Annotated in this window: 17 protein-coding genes; 4 read left to right on the forward strand and 13 right to left on the reverse strand. The window is 66.5% G+C overall.

The genetic code is table 11. The features are described 5' to 3' along the window. Positions 1–214 precede the first annotated feature (214 nt). Both M1L58_RS10375 and M1L58_RS23500 read left to right on the forward strand, forming a co-directional pair. Complete coding sequence (locus M1L58_RS10375) at positions 215–4,303, forward strand: bifunctional nitrate reductase/sulfite reductase flavoprotein subunit alpha (protein ID WP_248658914.1); 4,089 nt, start codon at positions 215–217, stop codon at positions 4,301–4,303. A 347-nt stretch (positions 4,304–4,650) separates the two neighbouring features. After that, complete coding sequence (locus M1L58_RS23500; protein ID WP_308221805.1) at positions 4,651–5,100, forward strand: GIY-YIG nuclease family protein; 450 nt, start codon at positions 4,651–4,653, stop codon at positions 5,098–5,100. A 298-nt stretch (positions 5,101–5,398) separates the two neighbouring features. Here M1L58_RS23500 and M1L58_RS10385 read toward each other — a convergent pair whose 3' ends face one another. The 6 genes from M1L58_RS10385 to M1L58_RS10410 all read right to left on the reverse strand — a co-directional run bounded on the left by M1L58_RS10385 (position 5,399) and on the right by M1L58_RS10410 (position 11,618). Next, entirely contained in the window at positions 5,399–5,719 is a 321-nt protein-coding gene (locus tag M1L58_RS10385) for a Rieske (2Fe-2S) protein (RefSeq protein WP_154883100.1), read from the reverse strand. Further along, the gene (nirB, locus tag M1L58_RS10390; RefSeq protein ID WP_248658838.1) at positions 5,716–8,211 is read right to left on the reverse strand and encodes a nitrite reductase large subunit NirB; all 2,496 of its coding nucleotides are present in this window, start codon (positions 8,209–8,211) and stop codon (positions 5,716–5,718) included. The genes M1L58_RS10385 and nirB overlap by 4 nt, the downstream gene beginning before the upstream one ends. Continuing rightward, the gene (locus M1L58_RS10395) at positions 8,211–8,558 is read right to left on the reverse strand and encodes a hypothetical protein (protein WP_006867751.1); all 348 of its coding nucleotides are present in this window, start codon (positions 8,556–8,558) and stop codon (positions 8,211–8,213) included. The genes nirB and M1L58_RS10395 overlap by 1 nt, the downstream gene beginning before the upstream one ends. A 110-nt stretch (positions 8,559–8,668) precedes the next feature. Continuing rightward, on the reverse strand, positions 8,669–9,019 hold the full coding sequence (locus M1L58_RS10400; protein ID WP_248658839.1) for a DUF2834 domain-containing protein: 351 nt from the start codon (positions 9,017–9,019) through the stop codon (positions 8,669–8,671). 59 nt (positions 9,020–9,078) lie between these two features. After that, complete coding sequence (locus M1L58_RS10405) at positions 9,079–10,695, reverse strand: 4Fe-4S binding protein (RefSeq protein ID WP_248658840.1); 1,617 nt, start codon at positions 10,693–10,695, stop codon at positions 9,079–9,081. Beyond that, positions 10,695–11,618 (reverse strand): AurF N-oxygenase family protein, encoded by a 924-nt coding sequence (locus tag M1L58_RS10410; RefSeq protein ID WP_154883103.1) that lies wholly within the window; start codon positions 11,616–11,618, stop codon positions 10,695–10,697. Before M1L58_RS10410 ends, M1L58_RS10405 begins: the two co-directional genes overlap by 1 nt. Positions 11,619–11,810: 192 nt before the next feature. Here M1L58_RS10410 and M1L58_RS10415 point away from each other — a divergent pair, with 192 nt between their 5' ends. Beyond that, positions 11,811–12,581 (forward strand): SDR family oxidoreductase, encoded by a 771-nt coding sequence (locus M1L58_RS10415; protein WP_248658841.1) that lies wholly within the window; start codon positions 11,811–11,813, stop codon positions 12,579–12,581. A gap of 84 nt (positions 12,582–12,665) precedes the next feature. Here the strand turns inward: M1L58_RS10415 and M1L58_RS10420 are convergent, their stop codons facing one another. The 5 genes from M1L58_RS10420 to M1L58_RS10445 all read right to left on the reverse strand — a co-directional run bounded on the left by M1L58_RS10420 (position 12,666) and on the right by M1L58_RS10445 (position 16,709). Beyond that, a complete protein-coding gene (locus M1L58_RS10420; RefSeq protein WP_248658842.1) occupies positions 12,666–13,589 on the reverse strand; it encodes a hypothetical protein in 924 nt (307 codons plus the stop codon). Between the two features lie 120 nt (positions 13,590–13,709). Continuing rightward, complete coding sequence (locus M1L58_RS10425) at positions 13,710–14,318, reverse strand: trimeric intracellular cation channel family protein (protein ID WP_006867757.1); 609 nt, start codon at positions 14,316–14,318, stop codon at positions 13,710–13,712. A gap of 125 nt (positions 14,319–14,443) precedes the next feature. Then, positions 14,444–14,617: a 50S ribosomal protein L32 gene (gene rpmF / locus M1L58_RS10430; protein WP_005193867.1), complete on the reverse strand. Its 174-nt coding sequence runs from the start codon at positions 14,615–14,617 to the stop codon at positions 14,444–14,446. Between the two features lie 177 nt (positions 14,618–14,794). After that, positions 14,795–15,808 carry a DUF4190 domain-containing protein gene (locus M1L58_RS23335; RefSeq protein WP_282578568.1) on the reverse strand — a complete coding sequence of 338 codons (1,014 nt, stop codon included), beginning with the start codon at positions 15,806–15,808 and terminating at the stop codon, positions 14,795–14,797. Between the two features lie 148 nt (positions 15,809–15,956). Beyond that, complete coding sequence (locus M1L58_RS10445; RefSeq protein ID WP_154883106.1) at positions 15,957–16,709, reverse strand: DUF4190 domain-containing protein; 753 nt, start codon at positions 16,707–16,709, stop codon at positions 15,957–15,959. Positions 16,710–16,770: 61 nt separating this feature from the next. On the opposite strand from M1L58_RS10445, the gene M1L58_RS10450 reads away from it, so the two are divergent. Further along, complete coding sequence (locus tag M1L58_RS10450) at positions 16,771–17,706, forward strand: AEC family transporter (protein WP_248658843.1); 936 nt, start codon at positions 16,771–16,773, stop codon at positions 17,704–17,706. 24 nt (positions 17,707–17,730) lie between these two features. On the opposite strand, the gene M1L58_RS10455 is transcribed toward M1L58_RS10450, so the two are convergent. Continuing rightward, positions 17,731–18,369, reverse strand: coding sequence for a DUF1707 SHOCT-like domain-containing protein (locus M1L58_RS10455; protein ID WP_248658844.1), 639 nt, complete (start codon positions 18,367–18,369; stop codon positions 17,731–17,733). Between the two features lie 69 nt (positions 18,370–18,438). Continuing rightward, positions 18,439–20,442 (reverse strand): vWA domain-containing protein, encoded by a 2,004-nt coding sequence (locus tag M1L58_RS10460; protein WP_248658845.1) that lies wholly within the window; start codon positions 20,440–20,442, stop codon positions 18,439–18,441. Positions 20,443–20,446: the final 4 nt, after the last annotated feature.

Raw genomic sequence — 20,446 nt, forward strand, 5'->3', positions numbered from 1 at the left:
AACGCCGCAAACGGAACCATCCGGTCTCGGAATTGCTTGCGACCTGCTGTTTTCTCTCCCTTCACACCACCGGCAATCGACTGTGAGATCAAGTTGATAGCCGCGTAACGCCGGCCTTCGGGTTGCGAAACATCCGACTTCGACGCTGGAGAACGTGACCGCCTCCCCCACCACGCACCCCGTCATGTCCCCATCGGCCATGTCGCGGTCGGTGATGTCGCTGTGCGCCTACTGCGGCGTCGGCTGTGGCATGGAGATGCGGCTCGACGAGTCCGGCGGCCTCACCAAGACCGTCGGGCGCGCCGATCACCCCACGAATTTCGGACGGCTGTGCACCAAGGGGTCGACCACCGCCGACATGCTCACCTCCGGCGGCCGGCTCGACGCCCCCCTCGTCCGTGACGACCGGGGCGGTCGGCTGCACCGCAGCGACCTCGACACCGTCATCACCGAAACCGCGCGAAGGCTGCGGGTCATCGTCGACGAACACGGCCCCGATGCCGTGGCGCTGTACGTCTCCGGCCAGATGTCCCTCGAGGCGCAGTACCTGTCGAACAAATTGGCCAAGGGTTTCATCGGCACCAACCAGATCGAGTCGAACTCGCGGTTGTGCATGGCCAGCGCCGGCACCGGATACAAGCTGTCGCTGGGTTCCGACGGTCCGCCGGGGTCGTACCAGGACTTCGACCACGCCGACGTCTTCCTGGTCATCGGATCGAACATGGCCGACTGCCACCCCATCCTCTTCCTGCGGATGATGGACCGGGTCAAGGCGGGCGCCAAGCTGATCGTCGTCGACCCGCGACGCACCGCGACCGCAGACAAGGCCGACCTGTTCCTGCAGATCGAGTCCGGCACCGACCTCGCCTTTCTGAACGGTCTGCTGCACCTGCTGATCACCGGCGGGCACACCGACGACGAGTTCGTCGCGTCGTTCACCGACGGTTTCGAGCAGATGCCGGAGTTCGCGGCACAGTATCCGCCGGAGGTCGTCGAATCCATCACCGGCATCGCCGCCGACGACCTGCGCGCCGCCGCGACGATGATCGGCGAGGCCGGCAACTGGATGAGCTGCTGGACAATGGGTCTCAACCAGTCGACGCACGGTACCTGGAACACCAACGCACTCGTGAACCTGCACCTCGCCACGGGTGCGATCTGCCGCCTCGGCAGCGGGCCGTTCTCCCTGACCGGTCAGCCGAATGCGATGGGCGGCCGCGAGATGGGTTACATGGGACCGGGATTGCCGGGTCAGCGGTCAGTGCTGTCCGAGGCGGACCGCACGTTCGTGGAGACCGCGTGGGGTATCCCGCCCGGCACGCTGCGCACCGACGTCGGCGGCGGCACCATCGACATGTTCCGCAAGATGGCCGACGGCGACATCAAGGCCTGCTGGATCATCTGCACCAATCCCGTTGCCTCGGTGGGCAATCGCAAGACTGTCATCGAGGGGCTCGAACGCGCCGATCTCGTCATCACCCAGGACGCCTTCGCCGAGACGGAGACCAACCAGTACGCCGACGTCGTGCTACCGGCCGCGCTGTGGTCGGAATCGACCGGCATCATGGTGAATTCGGAACGCAACCTCACCCTGTTCGAGCCCGCCCTCGGTGCCCCCGGACAGGCGATCCCGGATTGGGAGATCATCGCGCGCATCGCATCCGAGATGGGGTACGCGGACGCGTTCGCCTATTCGAGTGCCGAGGAGATCTTCGACGAGATCAAGCAGTTCGCCAATCCGAACACCGGCTACGACCTGCGGGGCATCACGTACGACGGACTGCGCCGAACCCCGATGCAGTGGCCGTGCCCGCCGTCGTCCGACGGGGCCGACCTTCTCGCCGACGGTGCTCGTAACCCGATCCGGTACCTGAACGACGGCCGGAGTCAGACGTTGCACCGCCTCGAGGACGGAACCGTGCCTCGGCTGGCGTTCCCCACACCCACGCGCCGCGCCCAGTTCTTCGCGCGGCCCCACCTCGACGCCGATGAGCTGCCGGATGACGACTATCCGTTCCTGCTCAACACCGGCCGGTTACCCCACCAGTGGCACACGATGACCAAGACCGGCCGGGTCGCCAAGCTGAACAAACTCAATCCCGAGCCGTTCGTCGAACTCCATCCCGAGGATGCCGAGCGGTTGGGCATCGGGACGAAGGACAAGGTCGAGGTGGCCTCGCGTCGCGGGCGAGCGGTGTTGCCCGCCAGGATCTCCGACCGGGTACGCCCCGGCAACTGCTTCGTGCCCTTCCACTGGAACGACGTCTTCGGCGAGCACCTCTCCATCAACGCCGTGACGTCGGACGCGGTGGACCCGCTCTCGCAGCAGCCCGAGCTGAAGGTGTGTGCCGTGACGCTGACCAAGGTCCCCGGGTCGACGTCGGCGAGCCCACCGGTCGATGGATCGACCGGGTTGGCTGCCGCACTGGGCGTTTCGGAGGTCCCCGTTCCGGAGTTGTCGCCGGCGGAACAGATGTACCTCGCCGGCCTGGCCGCGGGCGTTTCCGCTGGACCGTCAGGTGTTCCGACGGTGCCTGCCGACGCGCCGCTGCGAGCCAACGTCCGACTGTGGGCGTCAGGTCTGCTGGCCGGCATGTTCTCGCGCACCGATGCCGCAACGCCGTCGGTGTCTCCATCGGATACGAATGACTCGACCAGCACCATCACCGTGCTGTGGGCGTCGCAGACGGGCAACGCCGAGGAGCTGGCCACCGAGACCGCCGAGCGGATGAAGGCGAACGGTCTTCGGGTCGACGCGAAGTCGATGGACGAGGTCGAGGTCGGCGACCTGCGGGGTACCGCACTGTTCGTCACGTCCACCACCGGCGACGGCGATCCGCCGGACAACGGTTCGGCGTTCTGGGATGCCCTGAACGGTGCCGAGGCACCGGACCTCTCCGGCGTCGACTATGCGGTGCTCGCCCTCGGCGACTCGAACTACGACGACTTCTGCGGCCACGGACGCAAACTCGACGAACGGATCGGGGAGCTCGGCGGTCGGCGGATCGTCGACCGCGTCGACTGCGAACCCGACTTCGAGGAGACGGCCGGCGGTTGGCTCAACGACGTGATCCGGGCGATCAGCATCGGCAACCGAGCGCCGGTCTCGGGCGTGACCGACGATCGGGTCACCGTTGTCAGCGAACCCGCGGACTCCGCGGCTGCCCCGTCGGTGCGGACCGCGCCGGCCTACTCGCGGAAGAAGCCGCTCGTCACCTCGCTCGTGCGCAACGTGAAGTTGAACACCGAGGGGTCGCAGAAGGATGTGCGCAACTTCGGGTTCCGGCTGCCCGCGCACACGTTGACCTATCAGGCGGGCGACGCGCTCGGCGTGTGGCCGCTCAACAATCCGACCCTGATCGAGGAGTTCCTCGACCGGTCCGGCCTCGACGGCGGACACTCGGTGACGGTGGGGGGCGACGAGATGCCCTTGCACCAGGCACTGCGCGAACGACTCGAGTTCGCCCGAGTCACTCCCGATCTGGTCCGATTCGTCGGTGAGCGTTCGGGTTCCGACGACCTGAAATCCCTGGTGACGGCGGGCAACAAGTCTGCGTTCAACGACTGGTCCTGGGGTCGGCAATCGGTGGATGTCCTCGCCGAACACCCGATCCACGCCGACGTCGACGAATGGCTCCAGGTCCTCAAACCGCTGGCCCCGCGGTCGTATTCGATCTCATCGAGCCCGCTGGAGAGCCCCGACGAGGTGCAGCTGACCGTGAACGCGGTGCGCTACAACCGATGCGGCGTCCAGCGCGGCGGCGTGTGCTCGACCTTCCTCGCAGACCACGCCGAGGACACCGAGGTCGGGGTCTTCGTCACCTCGACCACGCACTTCCGCCCGCCCGCCGATCCCGACACCCCGATGATCATGATCGGCCCCGGCACCGGCATCGCCCCGTTCCGCGGTTTCCTCCGCGAACGGGAAGCGTTGGGCCACAACGGCAAGAACTGGCTGTTCTTCGGCGAACAGTATTCGGCCACCGACTTCTACTATCGCGACGAGCTGACGACGATGCTCGGTGACGGGCTCCTGACCCGCCTCGACGTCGCCTTCTCCCGCGACCAGGACCGCAAGATCTACGTCCAGGACCGCATGGTCGAACACGGCGAAGAGCTGTACCAGTGGCTGCACGACGGCGCCCACGTCTACGTCTGCGGCGACGCGACCCGGATGGCCAAGGACGTCGACGCGACACTGAAAGGCATTGTCGCGCAGTACGGTCGTCGCTCCCCCGCGAGCGCCGAGGCCTACGTCAAGGCACTCGCCGCCGACAAGCGGTACGTGCGGGACGTCTACTGAGACCATCGCCAACAGACCCCTCGCTCCCTGAGGCGCGAGGAGCGAAGCGACAGACCCCTCTGCTCCCTGAGGTGCGAGGAGCGAAGCGACGAGCCACGAAGGGCTGGCGAGACGACGTCGTCAGCAGCCAACGCTCGCAGTGGGTTGAAAGCACGCATTTCCCTCGCTCCCTGAGGTGCGAGGAACGTAAGCGACAGACCCCTCGCTCCCTGAGGTGCGAGGAGCGAAGCGACGAGCCACGAAGGGCTCGCAACCAAAGATGCACAGCGACATCACCGTCGCGACAACCATCCACAGCGTCCGGTTAGCGTGCCGATCGGAACAGTGCGGTACCGCATGATCGCCCTATGGCTTGGGTCTATCTCCTCGAGTGCTCCGACGGCTCGTACTACGTGGGCAGCACCCGCGATCTCGCGAAGCGACTCCGCGAACACAACATCACGCAGACCGGGTACACGTCGCAACGACGACCTTTTCGCCTGGCCTGGTCCGCGGAACTCGATCTCGCCGACGCCTACCGAATCGAGCGACGGATTCACGGCTGGTCCCGCGCGAAGAAAAGGGCGCTGATCGACGGCGAGATCGACCATCTGAAGGTGCTGGCGAAGCGACCGGGTGTGCAGAAACGTCGCGCCTCTGGTGGTGCCACCTTATCCTGGGGTGACGTCGCGGAGTCGAGGTCGCCACCCCTTCGTGGCTCGTCGCTAACGCTCCTCACACCTCAGGGAGCAAGGCCGGCTCGTCGCTTGCGCTCCTCGCACCTGAAGTACCCGCGGCCGGTGAACCGGCCGTCGTGAGGGTCGAAAGGGTCCGCTCCCTGAGAAGCGCCCGGATCCCGACTGCCGAACCTCAACTCGACCGGCAGACGTCGATCGAAGTCTGCCGGTCGGGTTGACGTCGACCGGTAGTCAGGTGAGCGACGGTGTCTCACCAGGCCTTCGTGGCTCGTCGACTTCGATACGCTCCTCCGTCGCTACTCAGCCCGGCGGCTTGCGCTCCTCGCACCTCAGGCATCGGACCTGGGTGCGTCACGCTCTTTCGGATCAGGGAGCAAGGTCGGCTCATCGCCCACGCTCCGCCCAAGCCGCCAAAAACTCAGAGCCAGACGACGATATCGCCGCCGCGTGCCTCGACGCGGTACACCGTCACCGACCCGATGCCCTCCGACGTGCACGCGCCGTCGGCGAAGTCGAAGGCGTACTGGTGGAGCGGGCAGACGATCTTGGAGGCGTCGAACTGACCGTCGGCCAACGGCCCTCCCCGATGCGGGCAGACGGCTCCCGTGGCACGCAACGTGCCGTCGGTCATGCGAAACACGGCGATCTGCCTGCCGTCGACGGCGTAGGCGCGGCTCTCGCCCAGCGCGAGGTCGGCGACGGCCCCGATGACAACTCCGGGTTCGGCGATGCTGGTCATCGCACCGGCACCTGCGGCAACGGGAGCAAGGGCAGAGCAGGAGTGAACTGCGCCGGCGACTTCGGTTCAGCGCGGTCGAGCCAGGGGTCGACGTAGGCGGCGACCGCCTCGTCGATGCGCTCCTGCAACCCCGCGACCAGACCGTCACGGTCGTCGACGATGATTGCGCGCAGTTCCTCGATCCCGACGCGCGGTACGAACGCGTACGTCCGCTCGAGCCATTTGCCCTGTTCGCGGTAGTACTGGATGAAGATGCCGCACAGCCGGATCACCTCGTCGGGCGAATCCACGGTCGCGAGCAGATCGCCCTTGCGGATGTGCGCTCCGGCGGCACCGCCGACGTAGATCTCCCACTTGCCGTCGCCGATCGCGACCACACCGAAATCCTTGCACAGCGCCTCGGCACAGTTGCGCGGGCAACCGGTCACGGCGAGTTTGAGTTTCGCCGGCGACTCCAAACCCTGGTAACGGGTCTCTATGTCGATGCCGAGCTGCGTCGAGTCGCCGAGACCGAAACGGCAGTAATCGGTTCCGACGCAGGTCTTCACGGTGCGGAAGGACTTGCCGTAGGCATACCCCGACGGCATGCCGAGGTCCTCCCACACCTTGGGAAGGTCTTCCTTCTTGACGCCGAGGAGGTCGAGTCGCTGGCCGCCGGTCGCCTTGATCATCGGGATCGAGTACTTCTCCGCGACGTCGGCGATCTTGCGCAACTGCTCCGGTGAGGTCACCCCGCCCTTCATCTGCGGCACCACCGAGAACGTGCCGTCGCGCTGGATGTTAGCGTGCACACGGTCGTTGACGAACAACGCACCGGGCTCACGCTTCCAGTCCGATCCCCAGATGATCCGCAACAGCGAGGCCAGCGGCATCTTCGCGGTCGCGTCCTCCCCTTCTGGGGCCAGCTTCTCGAAGACCTCGCTGACCGACCGCAGGTTCTGCCGGCGGATCGCGTCGATGAGTTCGGGTTTGGTGAGCGGTATCGCGGGGACATACCAGTCTGCCGAGGCGTCGGCGGTCAGGGCGTCGCCGGCCGCATACTCGACGATGTCGGCGACGAGCCCCTTGCACGACCCACATCCCTTGCCCGCCCGGGTCTTCGCGCACACCTCGCCGACGCTCGTGCAGCCCGACGCCACGCAACTCACGATGTCGCCCTTGGTGACCCCGTTGCAATTGCAGACCTGGACGTCGTCGGCGAGTTCGGCCGCACCGGTCTCCGCGCTCGGCGTACCCATGTCGAACAGCATCGAGATGCGTTCGTCGGGCAGCGGCACCTTCTCGTCGAAGGCCTGGGTGAGGAAGTTGGCCTTGGAAATGTCACCGAGCAGCATCGCGCCGATCAGCTTGTTGTCGCGGACCACCACGCTCTTGTAGACACCGCTGCGCGGCTCGTAGAACTGGACGAACTCGTCGTCGTCGCGCTCCGGGCCCTTGACGCCCATCGCCGCGACGTCGACCCCGGCGACCTTGAGCTTCGTGGTCAACCGCGAACCGTGGTACTCGGCTTGGGGATTCGCGCCGGTCAGCACATCGGCCAGCACGACGGCCTGCTCCCACAGCGGCGCGACGAGTCCGTACACCTCACTACGGTGCTGGGCGCACTCCCCCACCGCGTAGATGAACGCCTCGTCCTCGCAACGCATCTGATCGTCGACGACGATCCCGCGTTCGACGACCAGCCCGGCCCCGCGCGCGATCTCGACGTTCGGCCGGATACCGGCGGTGACCACGATCATGTCGGCCGGCAGCGAATCCCCGTCGGTGAAGCCGACGCCCGCGACCGTCCCGTCGTCGTTGCGCAGTACCGACGTCGTGCGTTTGCCGGTGTGCACGCCGACGCCGAGAGACTCGATCTTGTTGCGCAACACGCGACCACCGCGCTCGTCGAGCTGCTGGTTCATCAGATGCCCGGGTGAATGCACGACGTCGACGGCCACGCCCTGCGTCTGCAGTCCGTACGCGGCTTCGAGTCCGAGCAGGCCACCGCCGATCACGACGGCTCGCATATGGTCGCGCGAGGTCGCCATCTGCAGCATCCCGTTGGTGTCCTCGATGGTCCGAAAACCGAACACACCCCGGGCGAGCTTGCCGTCGGGTTCGCGGAGACCATCCATGTTCGGGAAGAACGTGTGGGAACCGGTCGCGATGATGAGGACGTCGAAGTCGATGGCCCGTCCCGACGCGCACGTCACCGTCTTGGCGAAACGGTCGATGGATTCGGCGCGGTCGCCGGCGTAGAGGGTGACACCGTGCTCGCGGTACCAGGCCATCGGGTTGAGCATCAGATCGTCGTCGTCGACGGTGGCCTCACCGGCCAGGACGTGGCTGAGCATGATGCGGTTGTAATTGCCGTACGGTTCGTCGCCGATCATCGTGATGTCGAACAGATCGCCGCCGCCGCGCGTGAGGATCTCCTCGACCGTGCGTGCCCCGGCCATACCGTTCCCGACGACCACCAGGCGTCGTCGTTGCTGCTGGGTGTCCGCCATCAGAAGACGACCATCCCGAAGTCGACCACGACCTCACCGCTCGTGCCCTCGGGGGCCGCGATCACGAGTTCGAGGGTCGCGTCGGGGTCGACGTCCTCGACCACCCGCAGCGGCACGTTGACCGACGACCGCGCCCCCATCGGGAACATGCGCATCGGTTGCCCGTCGCGCATCAACGTCACGACGATCAGCTCGTCGGAGCTGTTGCCGCCGCGAAAGTACAACGGCTGGGCCGTCATTCCCGACGGCACCACGAACGTCAACGCCGGGTCGATGGGCCCGGACTTGGCCAGGCCTGATCCCGCGAACGGAAAGACACCCTGCAGGAAGTGCGGAGTACTCGACATGCCGCCACTATCCGCGCGCCGCGTGAAATGCGACTTGCCCCGGTGTTACGGCAGCGTTGTCTGGTTCTCACGGCCGCTCCGCAACCCCGAGAGCAGCGACGATGTCCGATTCAGTGCCGCATCGCGCGTTCCCGGGCCAGGAAGAAGAACGGAATGGCCGTCGCGATGCCCACCCCGAACGTGAGGACCACCGACGCGAACCACCACGGCATGATCCGCAGCCGTTTGGCCTCGCCGAACGCCCACAGATGGAAGGCGATCACCACGAACAGCAGGTCGACCATCGCGAAACGGCCCGGCGTCGTCTTCATGATGTCGCCGACGAAGAAGTCCTTCACCGACTCCGGCCCGTTGCGCGCGACGTACGGGATCGCGATCGCGTTCTGTGTGACCAGTGCGGTCACGAACACGGCGAACAGCGAACGCTCGCGCCACTTCTGGTTCATACCCTCGTACGTCATCGCGCCTCCTCCGAGGATGGATCGTGTGTCCCGATGGTGGCACGACGAGGGAATGGCGCTCAGGCCTTTCGCCACCCCGCGGCACCGACCATCTCGGCGACCTGGGTGAACTTCACGCGGGGACGGCCCTGTTCGAGGCCGCGCCGGCGTTCGCGCCGGTCGATGGCGCGCATGCCGCGATAGCCGATGACGGTCCGCACCCGCTTGCGCACCAGGGCGGTGAACTCACCCTGGTCGCGCTGGGTACGCCGCAGACGGCCCGACGCGGCGTCGGCGATGAAGTCCTCAACGGTTTCGGTGGCGCACTTCTTGTTCGCGCCGATCCCGCCGCTCGGTCCGCGTTTGGCCCAACCCAGCACATAACCGCCGGGCACGATCTCACCCGACTCATCGACGAGCCTGCCGTCGACGTTGCGGAAGATGCCGCGCTCGTCGTCGAAGGCCAGCCCGGGGATCGGGGTCGAGCGGTATCCGATGGAACGCACGACGAGGTCGGCGGCGACGTGGTGCCGGCCCTCGCCGGTCCGGACGGTCACTGCCTGCACCTGCGGATCGCCGACGATCTCTTCCGGGGTGCTGTGGAACAGGAACACGATTCGACGCCGCGACGGGTCGGCGGGTGCGTTCAGCGACGGCACCTGCCCATCAGACCCGTCGAACACCTCGACCTCGACGCCCGGGATCTCCGCCAGCGCACGGTATTCCGCTGCCGTGTAGGCAGCCGACGCCTGATCGCGACGACCCAACAGGACCACTTCGTGGACGTTCTGTTCGCGGAGGATCTCGAGGGCACGGTCGGCGATGTCGGTGGTGGCCAACAACTCCGGCGGCGACACGAGGATGCGTGCGACGTCGAGCGCGACGTTGCCCGTGCCGACGACGACCGCGCGACCCGTCGCCGGATCGTCGGCGGTTCCCCGACGTAGCGGCGGCCCCGCCTCGACACCGGGCACGCCGTTGTACCAGGCAACCAGGTCGGTGGCCGACGTCGAACCCGGCAGGTCCTCGCCCGGAATACCCAGGCGCCGTGACTCGCTGGCGCCCACGGCGTAGAACACGGCGTCGAAATGCTCGGCGAGTTCGGCCGGGGTGATCTCGTCCGGACCGTCGCCGACCGACACGTTGGTCAGCATGGTGACGCGGGGGTCGCGGTAGAGCAGGTCGAAGCCGCGGAGCACACCCTTGGTGCCGGGATGATCGGGCGCCACACCAGCACGAACCAGTCCGCCCGGCGTCGGCAGCTTGTCGATGACGGTGACGGTTGCCTCGGTCCGGTCGAGTAGTGTTCGCAGCGTGTATCCGCCCGACGGCCCGGTCCCGACCAGCGCAACACGCAGGCCGGCAGGCAATTTCGGGATGTCCGGGTAGATGACGCCCGCCGACTCGTCGTCGGTCGGTGCGACCCAGCCGGACCGGACGTCGGGGTTGCGCTTGTAGTAATCGGCGTTGATGTCGATGAACACCTTGTCGCGCGTGCCGAGCTTGTCCGCGGGATAGATCGCGTCGACGGGGCATGCATCGGCGCAGGCACCGCAGTCGATGCAGGCCTCCGGATCGATGTGCAGGATGTCCGAGCTGCCGAAGCCGCGTTCCTCAGGGGTGGGGTGGATGCAGTTGACCGGGCACACGGACACGCACGCCGCGTCGCTGCAACATGATTGGGTGATGACGAACATCAGAGCATGTGCGCTTTCCGGTAGTACCGCATGGCGGGCTTGGTGAGCAGTCCGACCTCGTCGAGGAACTCCATGAGGTGGACGCAGCTCGAGCGGATCATCGAATGGAAGTGCGAGTTGTGCCGCATCTCGCGGACGGCACGGTCGGCGTCGAGGCCTGCATCGGCAAATGCCTTGCGCTGCACCAGACTCGTGACGATGTAGTACGCGCCGATGGACACCGCCAGAGCGCTGAACTGGCGTCGTGCCCAGCTCACGCCTTCCAGCGACTCACGCACCTCTTCACGCGCGAACTTCATGTGGCGCGATTCCTCGAGGACGTGGATCTCGTTGACCGTGCGGATGAAGTCGAGCACGCGGTCGTCACGCATGCATCCGCGTTGGAAGACGTCCAGAACTTCTTCGGCGACGAGAATCCCGGCGTAGGCGACCTCGTTCTTCGCGGTCTGCATGAAGATCTTGCCGAGGCGGGCGACCTTCTTCGAGGGCCGGTAGGAGGTGCCGACCATCTTCTCCGACGCCTTCGCGAACATCAGCGAGTGCCGGCACTCGTCGGCGACCTCGGTGAGCGCGAACTGGAACTCGGACCCGTGGTAGTCACCGAGGTACTGATCGCGGATGACCATCTCCTGCAGGATCATCTCGAACCAGATGCCGATGTTCATGATCGAGGCGAACTCGTGGCGGGTGACCGAGATCCGCTGCTCCTCGGTCAGTTCGTCCCAGTAGTCGGTGCCGTACAGCGACGACCACTCCGGGCTGCACCCGTACTTGGTCGGGTCCATCGGCTTCGACCAGTCGATCTCGGTCATCGCGTTCCGGGACAGGCGGGCGGCCGACGCCATGAGACGTGCGGAAACCTCCTCGGTGCCCTGGTCACGCATGCTGATGACGTTCTCGGTTCGTTCCATCGCGGCAGTCATGCGAACTCGCCTTCCGGTCGTCGTCGACCATGACAATGATCGATGTAATGACAATGTGTGTTGTCAAGATAGCACCGCAGTGTGACGCAGTAAACGGATCGATGAATATACTGACGAGTAAGTTCGATGCACGACGCGGTTGTCGCAGGTCAGCGCCGTCGATGCCGTCACCGATCAACCATGGGGGTTCGCATGTCATCCATCTTCATCACCGGCGGAGCAGCCGGGATCGGCCTCGCCACCGCCGAGCGGTTCGACCGCGAGGGATGGACGATCGGCGTCTACGACGTCGATGTCGACGCTCTCGCGAAGGTGAAGGCCGACCACCCCGACTGGATCACCGGCACCCTCGACGTCCGCGAACCGGAACAGTGGGCCGACGCCCTCGCCGAGTTCACCTCCCACACCGGCGGCACGCTCGACGTCCTCGACAACAACGCCGGCATCCTGCACGAGGGCAAGATCAACGACATCACACCCGAGCAGATCAAGCGCCAGATCGACATCGACGCACTCGGTGTCGCCCTGGGCGCGCAGGCCGCCTACCCGTATCTGAAGAAGACCCCGGGTGCGCATCTGGTGAACATCGCATCTGCGTCGGCGATCTACGGCCAGCCCGGTATCGCCGTCTACTCGGCCACCAAGTTCTTCGTCGGCGGGTTCACCGAGGCCCTCGAACTCGAGTGGGAGCACGACGACATCCGCGCCGTCAGCATCTGGCCGCTGTGGGCCAAGACCGCGCTGGCCACCGGCGGCGCCAAGTCCACCAAGACCCTGGGCATCCGCATCACCCCCGAGCAGGTCGCCGACAAGGTCTGGGAATCCGTGCACCCCACCCGCCAGGACAAGCTGCTGCACCGCACCAGCTACTCCGTCGGCGCCCAGACCCTCTTCCTCGGTAATGCCGCGAAGTTCGTACCGAACTTCCTGAACCGAACCGTCAACAAGTTCATCGCGCAGTAGCCCTCCGCAAACCCACCCCTTTTCGCCAAACCCAGCACCCCCATGGGTGGTGGGTTTGGCGATCTGTGGTGGGTTTGCGGGGTGTCAGGCAACGCCGGCCGCGCGAAGCGCCTTGAGCAGCGTCGCGTGGAATCGGGCCTCGTCGCGCAGGTCCTGCCACGTCCAGCGGACGACCGTATAACCCTGCGCCCGAAGCTTGTCCTCGCGGATCTTCTCGTCGACGACGGTTTGCCAGGCCGCCTTCCCGTCGAACGTTCCGTTGTACTTGACCAAGCCGTCGAACTCGCCGATCACCTTGTCCGCCAGCAGGAAGTCGACGCGTGCGATGAACTCGCCGCGATCGTCGACGATCCGCACTTGCTGTTGCGGAACGGGCAGATCCGAGAAGTCGAGCATCACTGCGCGACTGAGGGATTCGCCGACACTCTCGGACAGCGCATTTGCATGCGGCAACATCCGGCGCAGCATCTCGACGCCCTTGAAGCGCCGGCATGACTCGAGGATCGCCTGCATCCGTTCGGCGTCGGCCTTCATCCGGAGTGCGGCATCGAGCACGACGAGTGCTTGACGGCTGGTCCCGAGACGCGCGACATCGCAGGCTGTTCGTTCGATCGAGGTGACGGTCACGCCGTCGACGACCTCGACGTCCCCGGGGTCCACCACGCCCTGGTGTCGGATGACGCGCGCACTCAGTTTGCCGACCTTCGGCGACGTCACGTGGACGCGAGTCAGGTCGGGCCACAGCAGGGGCAAGCGATGCATCGCGGCCGCCGACACATGGCTGAAGATGCGATTCGGGTCGCCGGCCTTCGCCGCCGCAATGACCGTGAGCCGATGCTTCTCTACATCGTCCAGCTGCTCGACGGCGGCGAAGTCGGCCATTGCGCCCGGCCACAGCCGGTGCAGCTCTTTTGACGCGACCTTCCCGCGAAGCACCTTGTCCGAGGTGTGGGTGCCGACGATGCTCGCGCGGCGAGCCAGTCCGAACTGATCGGTGGGTATCTCCATACGTATTCAGACGCACGGCAAGTCCGTCTGGACCCATCGTCTGCAAACCCACCAGAGATGGACAAACCCAGCACCCCAGCGGGTGGTGGGTTTGGCGAAAAGGGGTGGGTTTGCGGCGGGTCAGTTCCGAGCGGTCGGGAGGCGCCAGCCGAACTTCAGGCCCAGAAGGCGCAACCCGGTGGCGAGGATCGATCCGACCGTCAGCCAGACCCACTGGGGCACCGGGGTGTGATACGAGCCGACCGCAACGATCGTGGCGCCGAGCAGGGCCGGGATCGCGTAGAGGTCGGCGGGCTGGAGGAGCAGTGGGATCTCGTTGGAGATCACGTCACGCAGGACACCTCCGCCGATCGCGGTCATGAGCCCGACGGCGGTCGCGGCGAAGGAACTCACGCCGACGTCGACCGCGATCGACGCACCGGTCGCGGCGAACAGACCCATGCCGAAGGCGTCGAGGACGAGAATCGACTTCCGGAGTTTGGTGAACGCGGGGTGGAAGGCGAAGACGAGCAGGCTGGCGATCGTGGCGGTCAGCGCATTGCCGTAGTTCTCGACCGAGGTGGGCGGGTTGATGCCGAGTAGCACGTCACGCAGGACGCCACCTCCGACACCGGTGAGCACTCCGACGGTGACGATGCCCCACATGTCGAAGTCCTTGCGGACGCCGACCATCGCACCCGAGGCCGCGAACACCGCGATACCCGCGAAGTTCAGGACGTCGAGAAGCACCTTCCACTCCTCTCACGACCCGGGCACCACGACGCCCGCTGACCACACACGAATGGCCGCCCCCGGGTTCCCGGGGACGGCCGTCCATGTGAAAATCGCGGTGCCGAGGCGGCAACCGGAAAAGGCTAGCGACGATCCAGATCGATGATGCCCGCGCGAGCGGCCTTCACGAGTCGACGCGGAATCCGCACGGGGACGCCGTTGACCTTTTCTTCCTGCAGTGCGGGGTTTTCCGCCTTCCACTGCGAACGACGGCTACGGGTGTTCGCCCGCGACATCCGGCGCTTCGGTACAGCCATGGTTGAGCCCTTCTCCTACGTGGTCTGCGTGGCCGTTGGCAACGCAGAGCGTCACCGATCGACCCGAGTCAGTGCGCCAATCGGCCCCCGCGGGCGCGGCACACAACCCGACCAGACTACCTGGCGAGACCGCCCAGCTCCAAAATGGCGGTCGACGGCCACGGTTCGCGGTCTGCGTCAGATGTACGACCAGGGACTTTCGACGCCGGTGAACAGTACGACCAGCCAGTACGCCACCCACACGACGACGATGAACAAGCCGATGACGATGGCGGTCAGCGCGAGGCCATCGCCGGTCTGCCTGCCGCCCGACGCCGCGATCTGTTTGCGCGCCACGACGCCCAGCACGAGCCCGATCAGACCACCGATGCCGATGCACACGAGACCGAGCAGCGAGGCGACCAGCGCCGCCACCGCGAGAGTGTTGGTCTTCGGGGTCCCGTCGGCCTGAGTCTCACCGTAGGGATTGTCGACGGCGTGCTGCTCCCCCGCCGGCGACTGGGCGTGTGGCTGCTGTCCGTATGACTGGTAGCCCGGCGGCGGACCGTACCCGGGCCGGCCCTGCGGTCCGGGCCCCGGCTGCCCGGGTCCCGGCTGCCCGTAGCCCGACGGTCCGGGCCCGCCGTACCCGGGCGGCGGCCCTGGCTGCCCGGGCCCTGGCTGCCCGAGACCCGGCTGTCCGTAACCCTGCTGCCCATATCCCGGCGGCGGGCCGTAACCCGGCTGCGGTGGGCCACCCGGTCCGGCAGGTCCACCGGGTCCGGCGGGCCCACCCGGCGGCCGCGTCGAGATGACGCGGGTCGAGTCGTACCCCGACGGCGCCGGACCAGGCGGTGCGGCGGACGCGGGCGGAGCGGGAGGTGTCTGACCGGATGCGCCCGCGGTGCTGATGACGCGGGTGACGCCATCGGCAGGGCTGTGCGACGGCGCGACCTCGGTGCCCTCCGGACCGGCGCCCGGCGTGGAGGTCAAAGGTGTGGTCATGCTCGGGGTCGGCTGCACCGGTTCGGTGGTCTCCTCCGAGCCGGTTTCGTCGGACTGGCCGAGGAGTTCCGCCCGGGACACCTTCTGCGTCGGCTCGTACGGGGACTGGTTCGAACCAGGTGCCGAACCCGGCGGCACCTGATCCGACTGGGACTGGGGAGTGGAGGACGGATCCTGTGGATCCCCGCCTCCGGTCGGGTTCGACATCAGATGCCTTTCACAAGCCGTGCGTCGTCGCGGCGCGAGGATCGTTCGTTCGCAGCCGCGATGGCTGCGCAGGTCACAGAATAGTGAGAAAACGCCTCGAACTGGGCAGAAGTCGACGAACGCAGGCTCGGATCGGTCCGAAATTCGTTCAGTAGTAGTAGACGGAGTCCATCGAGTTGCCGGCGGCGATCAGGATGACGAAGAGCACGATCCACACGATCGCACCCAGGATTCCCAACCCGCCGGTGATGATCCCGGCCAGTCCCATACCGGTGCCGGTCTGGGTTCCTGCCGACTGCTCGACCTCGCGCCGAGCCATGAACCCGAGGACGACGCCCGCGATGCCGAGCGGCAGCGCCAGCGGGAAGCAGGCGGCGAGCATCACCAGGGCGACGATGCCGCAGATCAGCGCGCCGATCGCCTTGCCGTTGGTGGACGTCTGCGGGGCCCCGTAGCCGTATCCGCCGTAAGGTGCAGCGCCATAGGGATTCTGGGCGCCGTACGACGCCGACCCGTAGGCGGGCGCCTGCCCCGCCTGGTACGGATCGCCGTACTGACCGTAGTTCGCACCCGGCGGCTGGCCGTACGGATTCGGGTTGTACGGGTCCTGGCCCTGAGGCTGACCGTACGGGTTCTGCTCATACGGGTTCTGCCCGTAGGGGTTCTGCCCATACGGATTCTGGCCGTAGGGATTCTGGCCCTGCGGATCCGACGAAGGGCCCGGCTGGTAGGTCTGCGCGAACTCGGTCGGGGCGTAGTCCGGGGAGCTCTGCCCCTGATCACCCTTGCTGAGGTTCGGACCCGATCCTCCGGGCTGCGATCCTCCCGAGGATCCGGAACCCGGCACCGTCCCCCAGTCGTCCTGGCCCTGGCCCGATCCCTGTCCTGGTGGATATGACACCCGCAACCCCCTCGTTCGATCCGATAAATCCGTTCCTCACCCTAATGAATAGACTCGAGCGGTGTCTGGCGTCATCTCCGGCTTCACGGTGATCTTCATAGTAGTCGGGGTCGGCTATCTGCTCGGTCGGACGCACGTGCTCGGCGACCACGCGCATGAGGTCCTGTCCCGCCTGGTGTTCTTCGTCTTCACTCCGGCACTGCTGTTCCATTCGCTGGTCACCTCGGACCTGTCGGTGATCTTCTCCTCGACGCTGGTCATCGCCGGTGGCAGCGCATTCCTCATCGCGGGCATCTATCTCGTCATCGCCAAGCTGTGGCTACGACGACCGGTGCCGGAACTCGTCATCGGATCGCTCGCGTCGTCGTATGTGAACAGCGTCAATCTCGGTCTGCCGATCGCGATCTTCGTCCTCGACGACGCGTCGTTCATCGCGCCGCTGCTGATGTTCCAGATCCTCATCCTGTCGCCGATCGCGTTGGTGACGCTCGATCTCACCGCCCTCGAGCCCACTGCCGGCCGTTCCCTCGTCCGCAATTCGCTGATCGCCCCGATGACCAACCCGATCGTGGTCGGCGGGATCGCCGGACTGATCGTGTCGGTGCTCGGGCTGATGCCGCCGGCGGCCGTGATGTCGCCGCTGAAGATGCTCGGCGACGCATCGGTGCCGGCGGCACTGCTGGCTTTCGGGATGTCGCTGACCGGCGTCCAGGTGTTCAAGAAGGGTGAGAGTCCGCGCCGCGACATCGCACTCGCCGCAGTTCTGAAGATGATCGTGATGCCGCTGACCGTGTACGCGATCGCGAGATGGGGTTTCGGACAGACGGGTGAGGCGCTGTTCGCCCAGGTCGTGATCGCCGCGCTGCCGACGGCCCAGAACGTCCTCGTCTACGCCACCCGCTACCGGCGGGGACAGATCATCGCCCGGGACACCGCGCTGATCACCACGCTCGCATCGATCCCGGCGATCGCCGTCATCGCTCTAGTGCTCGCCTGAGGTCCTGCTGCGCCGGACGGCACCTCACGCGTCAGGATGTTCGCGCGGCACGACCTTCACCTCGACACCACCCATCAGCGCGAACCCGGTCACGCGTACGACAGGTGCGCCCGGGCGCGGCGACTTCTGCGACTTACCGCCGAAACCGCCCATGATCCCCAGTCCGCCGACCTCGACGGTCACGCCTTCGGGAACCTTGACCTCGACGCCGCCCATGATGACGACGCATTCGATGGTGAGAACGGGTGCGGTGAACTCGACCTCGCGCAGGTCGATCTCGACGCCGCCCATGATCGCCGTGGCGGTGAGGGCGTCGGCGACCACCGCGGTCCCCGACAGCTCGCTGCCCGACATGATCGCCAGCCGATGGCGCACCGCGGCGTCGGAGCTCCCGCCGGTCACCCGCGGGCCCGGTGACATCGACGACGCCGGCATCGCCACGCCGAGCTGCGCGACCGGGAGGTCGTCGGTCAGCTCGTCGAGATCACCGAAGGTCTTGGCCATCACCGCTTTTCCCGCGCGCTCCTCGTACTCGACGAGCGAGAGGCTGCCGTGGGCCATGGCTGCGGACAGGATTTCGTGTACCAGTTCCCGATCGGCGTCGGCAGCACGCAGACGCGCCCGTCGTTCGTCGGGTACGGGTAGATCGCCGGAGGAGGTCACATCAGGAAACCCTAGTGGCCACACCGCGGTCCGACCACCCTGATTTCCACCCTGAGCCGACCCCGACGATCAGCCGCGGCGACGACCTTTCCGCGACTTCAGGTAGTCACCGACCACCGCGGCACCGAGGCCGTCGACGTCGGGGGCGACGACGCGACCACCGATTCGGCGAGCGATCTGATCCATGAAGTGGGCCAGGCCGGGGTCCTCGCCGAGGCGGAAGAACGTGACCTGTGCGCCGAGTCGGGCGACATGGTCGAGTTCGCGCACCGTCAACGCGATCGTCTGCGGGTGCGGCGGATAGAAGAAGAACGGTTCGCCGCTGGGGTCGAGGTGGGCGGTGGGTTCACCGTCGGTGACCACCAGGACCACCGGCTGTGCGTTCGGGAAGCGACGCAGGTGTCGCTGCGCGAGCAGCAGGGCGTGATGCAGGTTGGTGCCCTGCTCCATACGCGGTTGCAAGCCGGTCAGTTCGGCGATGTCGATGGAGCGCGCGTAGCGACCGAAAGCGATGAGATGTAGTTCGTCGCTGCGGAACCGAGTGGAGATCAGATGGTTCAACGCGATCGCGGTGCGCTTCATCGGCGTCCAGCGACCCTCCATCTCCATGGAGAACGAGGTGTCGACGAGGAGCACGACCGCCGCCTGCGTGCGGCTCTCCGTCTCGGCCACCTCGACGTCGCGCACATCGATCCGCACACCTGAGCGCGCCATCTCCGTGGTGGCGAGCGACGGCTCGGTGGTCTCGGAGACGGTGCGCAACACCGCATTCGACACCGTGCGGGTGACGTCCCACGGGTCGGTGTCGCCGAACTCCCACTCCCGGCTTGCCCCGGTGGGTTCACCGAGGAGCCCGGTCTGCCGCGTCTGGCGGTCGCCACGACGCCCCGACAACTGCTCGGCGATGTCGCGGAAGATTGACTGACCGAGCTGACGCATCGCCTTGGGGCTCAGGCGAAGCTGACCGTCGGCGGTCCGATCGAAGAAGCCCTGCTCCGACAACGCCTTCTCGAGCTCGGCGAGCATCCGTGCGTCGACGGCGGCCTCGTGGCCGAGCTGGCGGGCGAGAGCGTCGAGGTCGATGTCGTCCATCTGGGCGCCCGCGTATTGCTGGGACAGCTGCTCGGACAACGCTTCGAGTTCCGAGATGTCGCGCAGAGCCGCGGCACCTTCTCCGAGTCCCATCGGCTGGTCTCCGGAGAACGACTGCGCGTTGTCCCAGTCGAGCCCCGGTCGCGCCGCGCGCAGCTGCGAATCCATCTGCGCGAGTTGACTCATGAGGTCTGGCGACCCGAAGGCCTGCTGCGCCAGCTGATCCAGCTCGGCCTGTTGCTCCGGGGTCAGCGAGTTGTAGAACTGCTGGGCCGCCGCAGCCCGTTGCGCCAGCGAGTCGATGAGTTCCTCGGTGTTGCGCGGGTTCTCGGGGAAGAAGTCGCCGTGTTGATCCATGAACTCGTCGAACTTCTCCGACGTGTCCTCGCCGCGGTTGTGCGCCTCGAGCAGCTCGTTGAGATCCTTGAGCATGTCCGTAACACGTTGCCGGTCGGCCTCGGTGGCACCCTCGAGGGCCTCCTTCATCCCGGCGAACCGCTGGTCGAGCAGTTCGCGGCCGAGGAGGTCCTTGATCTTCTCGTAGTCCTCTCGGGCCTGCGGGCTGCGCCAGTTGTACTCCGCCAGTTCTTCGACGGCCTGCGCGGTCGACGGCGGGAGGCTGCCGATCTGCATCTCTGCGAAACGTGCATCGTCGTCGAGGTCGCGGGCGAGTTGCTTGCGCTCCTCGAGGACGGCGCGGTCGAGCAGTTCGCGGATCTCGGCGAACGTGCCGTCGAGGTTGCGTTTCTTCAGCAGTTCCTGCCGACGTCGGTTGACCTGTTCCCGCAGCTTGTCGAGGCCGCGCATGTTCGGTGTGCCGCGACGCAGCAACTCCCGGAGGGCACGCTGCGGTGACGCACCGGCCATGACGTCGTCACCGATCGTCTCCAGCGCCTCGCGCAGATCCACCGGCGGGGCGAGCGGATCGGGCCCGCCGGTGTACCGCTGGTAGCGCGAACGGTGGAAGCTCTTGCGCGCCAATGTG

The sequence above is a fragment of the Gordonia sp. C13 genome (assembly GCF_023218005.1).
GTDB lineage: Bacteria > Actinomycetota > Actinomycetes > Mycobacteriales > Mycobacteriaceae > Gordonia > Gordonia namibiensis.

Coding starts and splice junctions, on each gene's coding strand:
- M1L58_RS10415 (WP_248658841.1), top strand. CDS start 11,811: ATGTCATCCATCTTCATCACCGGCGGAGCAGCCGGGATCGGCCTCGCC.
- M1L58_RS10375 (WP_248658914.1), top strand. CDS start 215: ATGTCGCTGTGCGCCTACTGCGGCGTCGGCTGTGGCATGGAGATGCGG.
- nirB (WP_248658838.1), bottom strand. CDS start 8,211: ATGGCGGACACCCAGCAGCAACGACGACGCCTGGTGGTCGTCGGGAAC.
- M1L58_RS10395 (WP_006867751.1), bottom strand. CDS start 8,558: ATGTCGAGTACTCCGCACTTCCTGCAGGGTGTCTTTCCGTTCGCGGGA.
- M1L58_RS10420 (WP_248658842.1), bottom strand. CDS start 13,589: ATGGAGATACCCACCGATCAGTTCGGACTGGCTCGCCGCGCGAGCATC.
- M1L58_RS23335 (WP_282578568.1), bottom strand. CDS start 15,808: ATGTCGAACCCGACCGGAGGCGGGGATCCACAGGATCCGTCCTCCACT.
- M1L58_RS10400 (WP_248658839.1), bottom strand. CDS start 9,019: ATGACGTACGAGGGTATGAACCAGAAGTGGCGCGAGCGTTCGCTGTTC.
- M1L58_RS10385 (WP_154883100.1), bottom strand. CDS start 5,719: ATGACCAGCATCGCCGAACCCGGAGTTGTCATCGGGGCCGTCGCCGAC.
- M1L58_RS23500 (WP_308221805.1), top strand. CDS start 4,651: ATGGCTTGGGTCTATCTCCTCGAGTGCTCCGACGGCTCGTACTACGTG.
- rpmF (WP_005193867.1), bottom strand. CDS start 14,617: ATGGCTGTACCGAAGCGCCGGATGTCGCGGGCGAACACCCGTAGCCGT.
- M1L58_RS10405 (WP_248658840.1), bottom strand. CDS start 10,695: ATGTTCGTCATCACCCAATCATGTTGCAGCGACGCGGCGTGCGTGTCC.
- M1L58_RS10410 (WP_154883103.1), bottom strand. CDS start 11,618: ATGACTGCCGCGATGGAACGAACCGAGAACGTCATCAGCATGCGTGAC.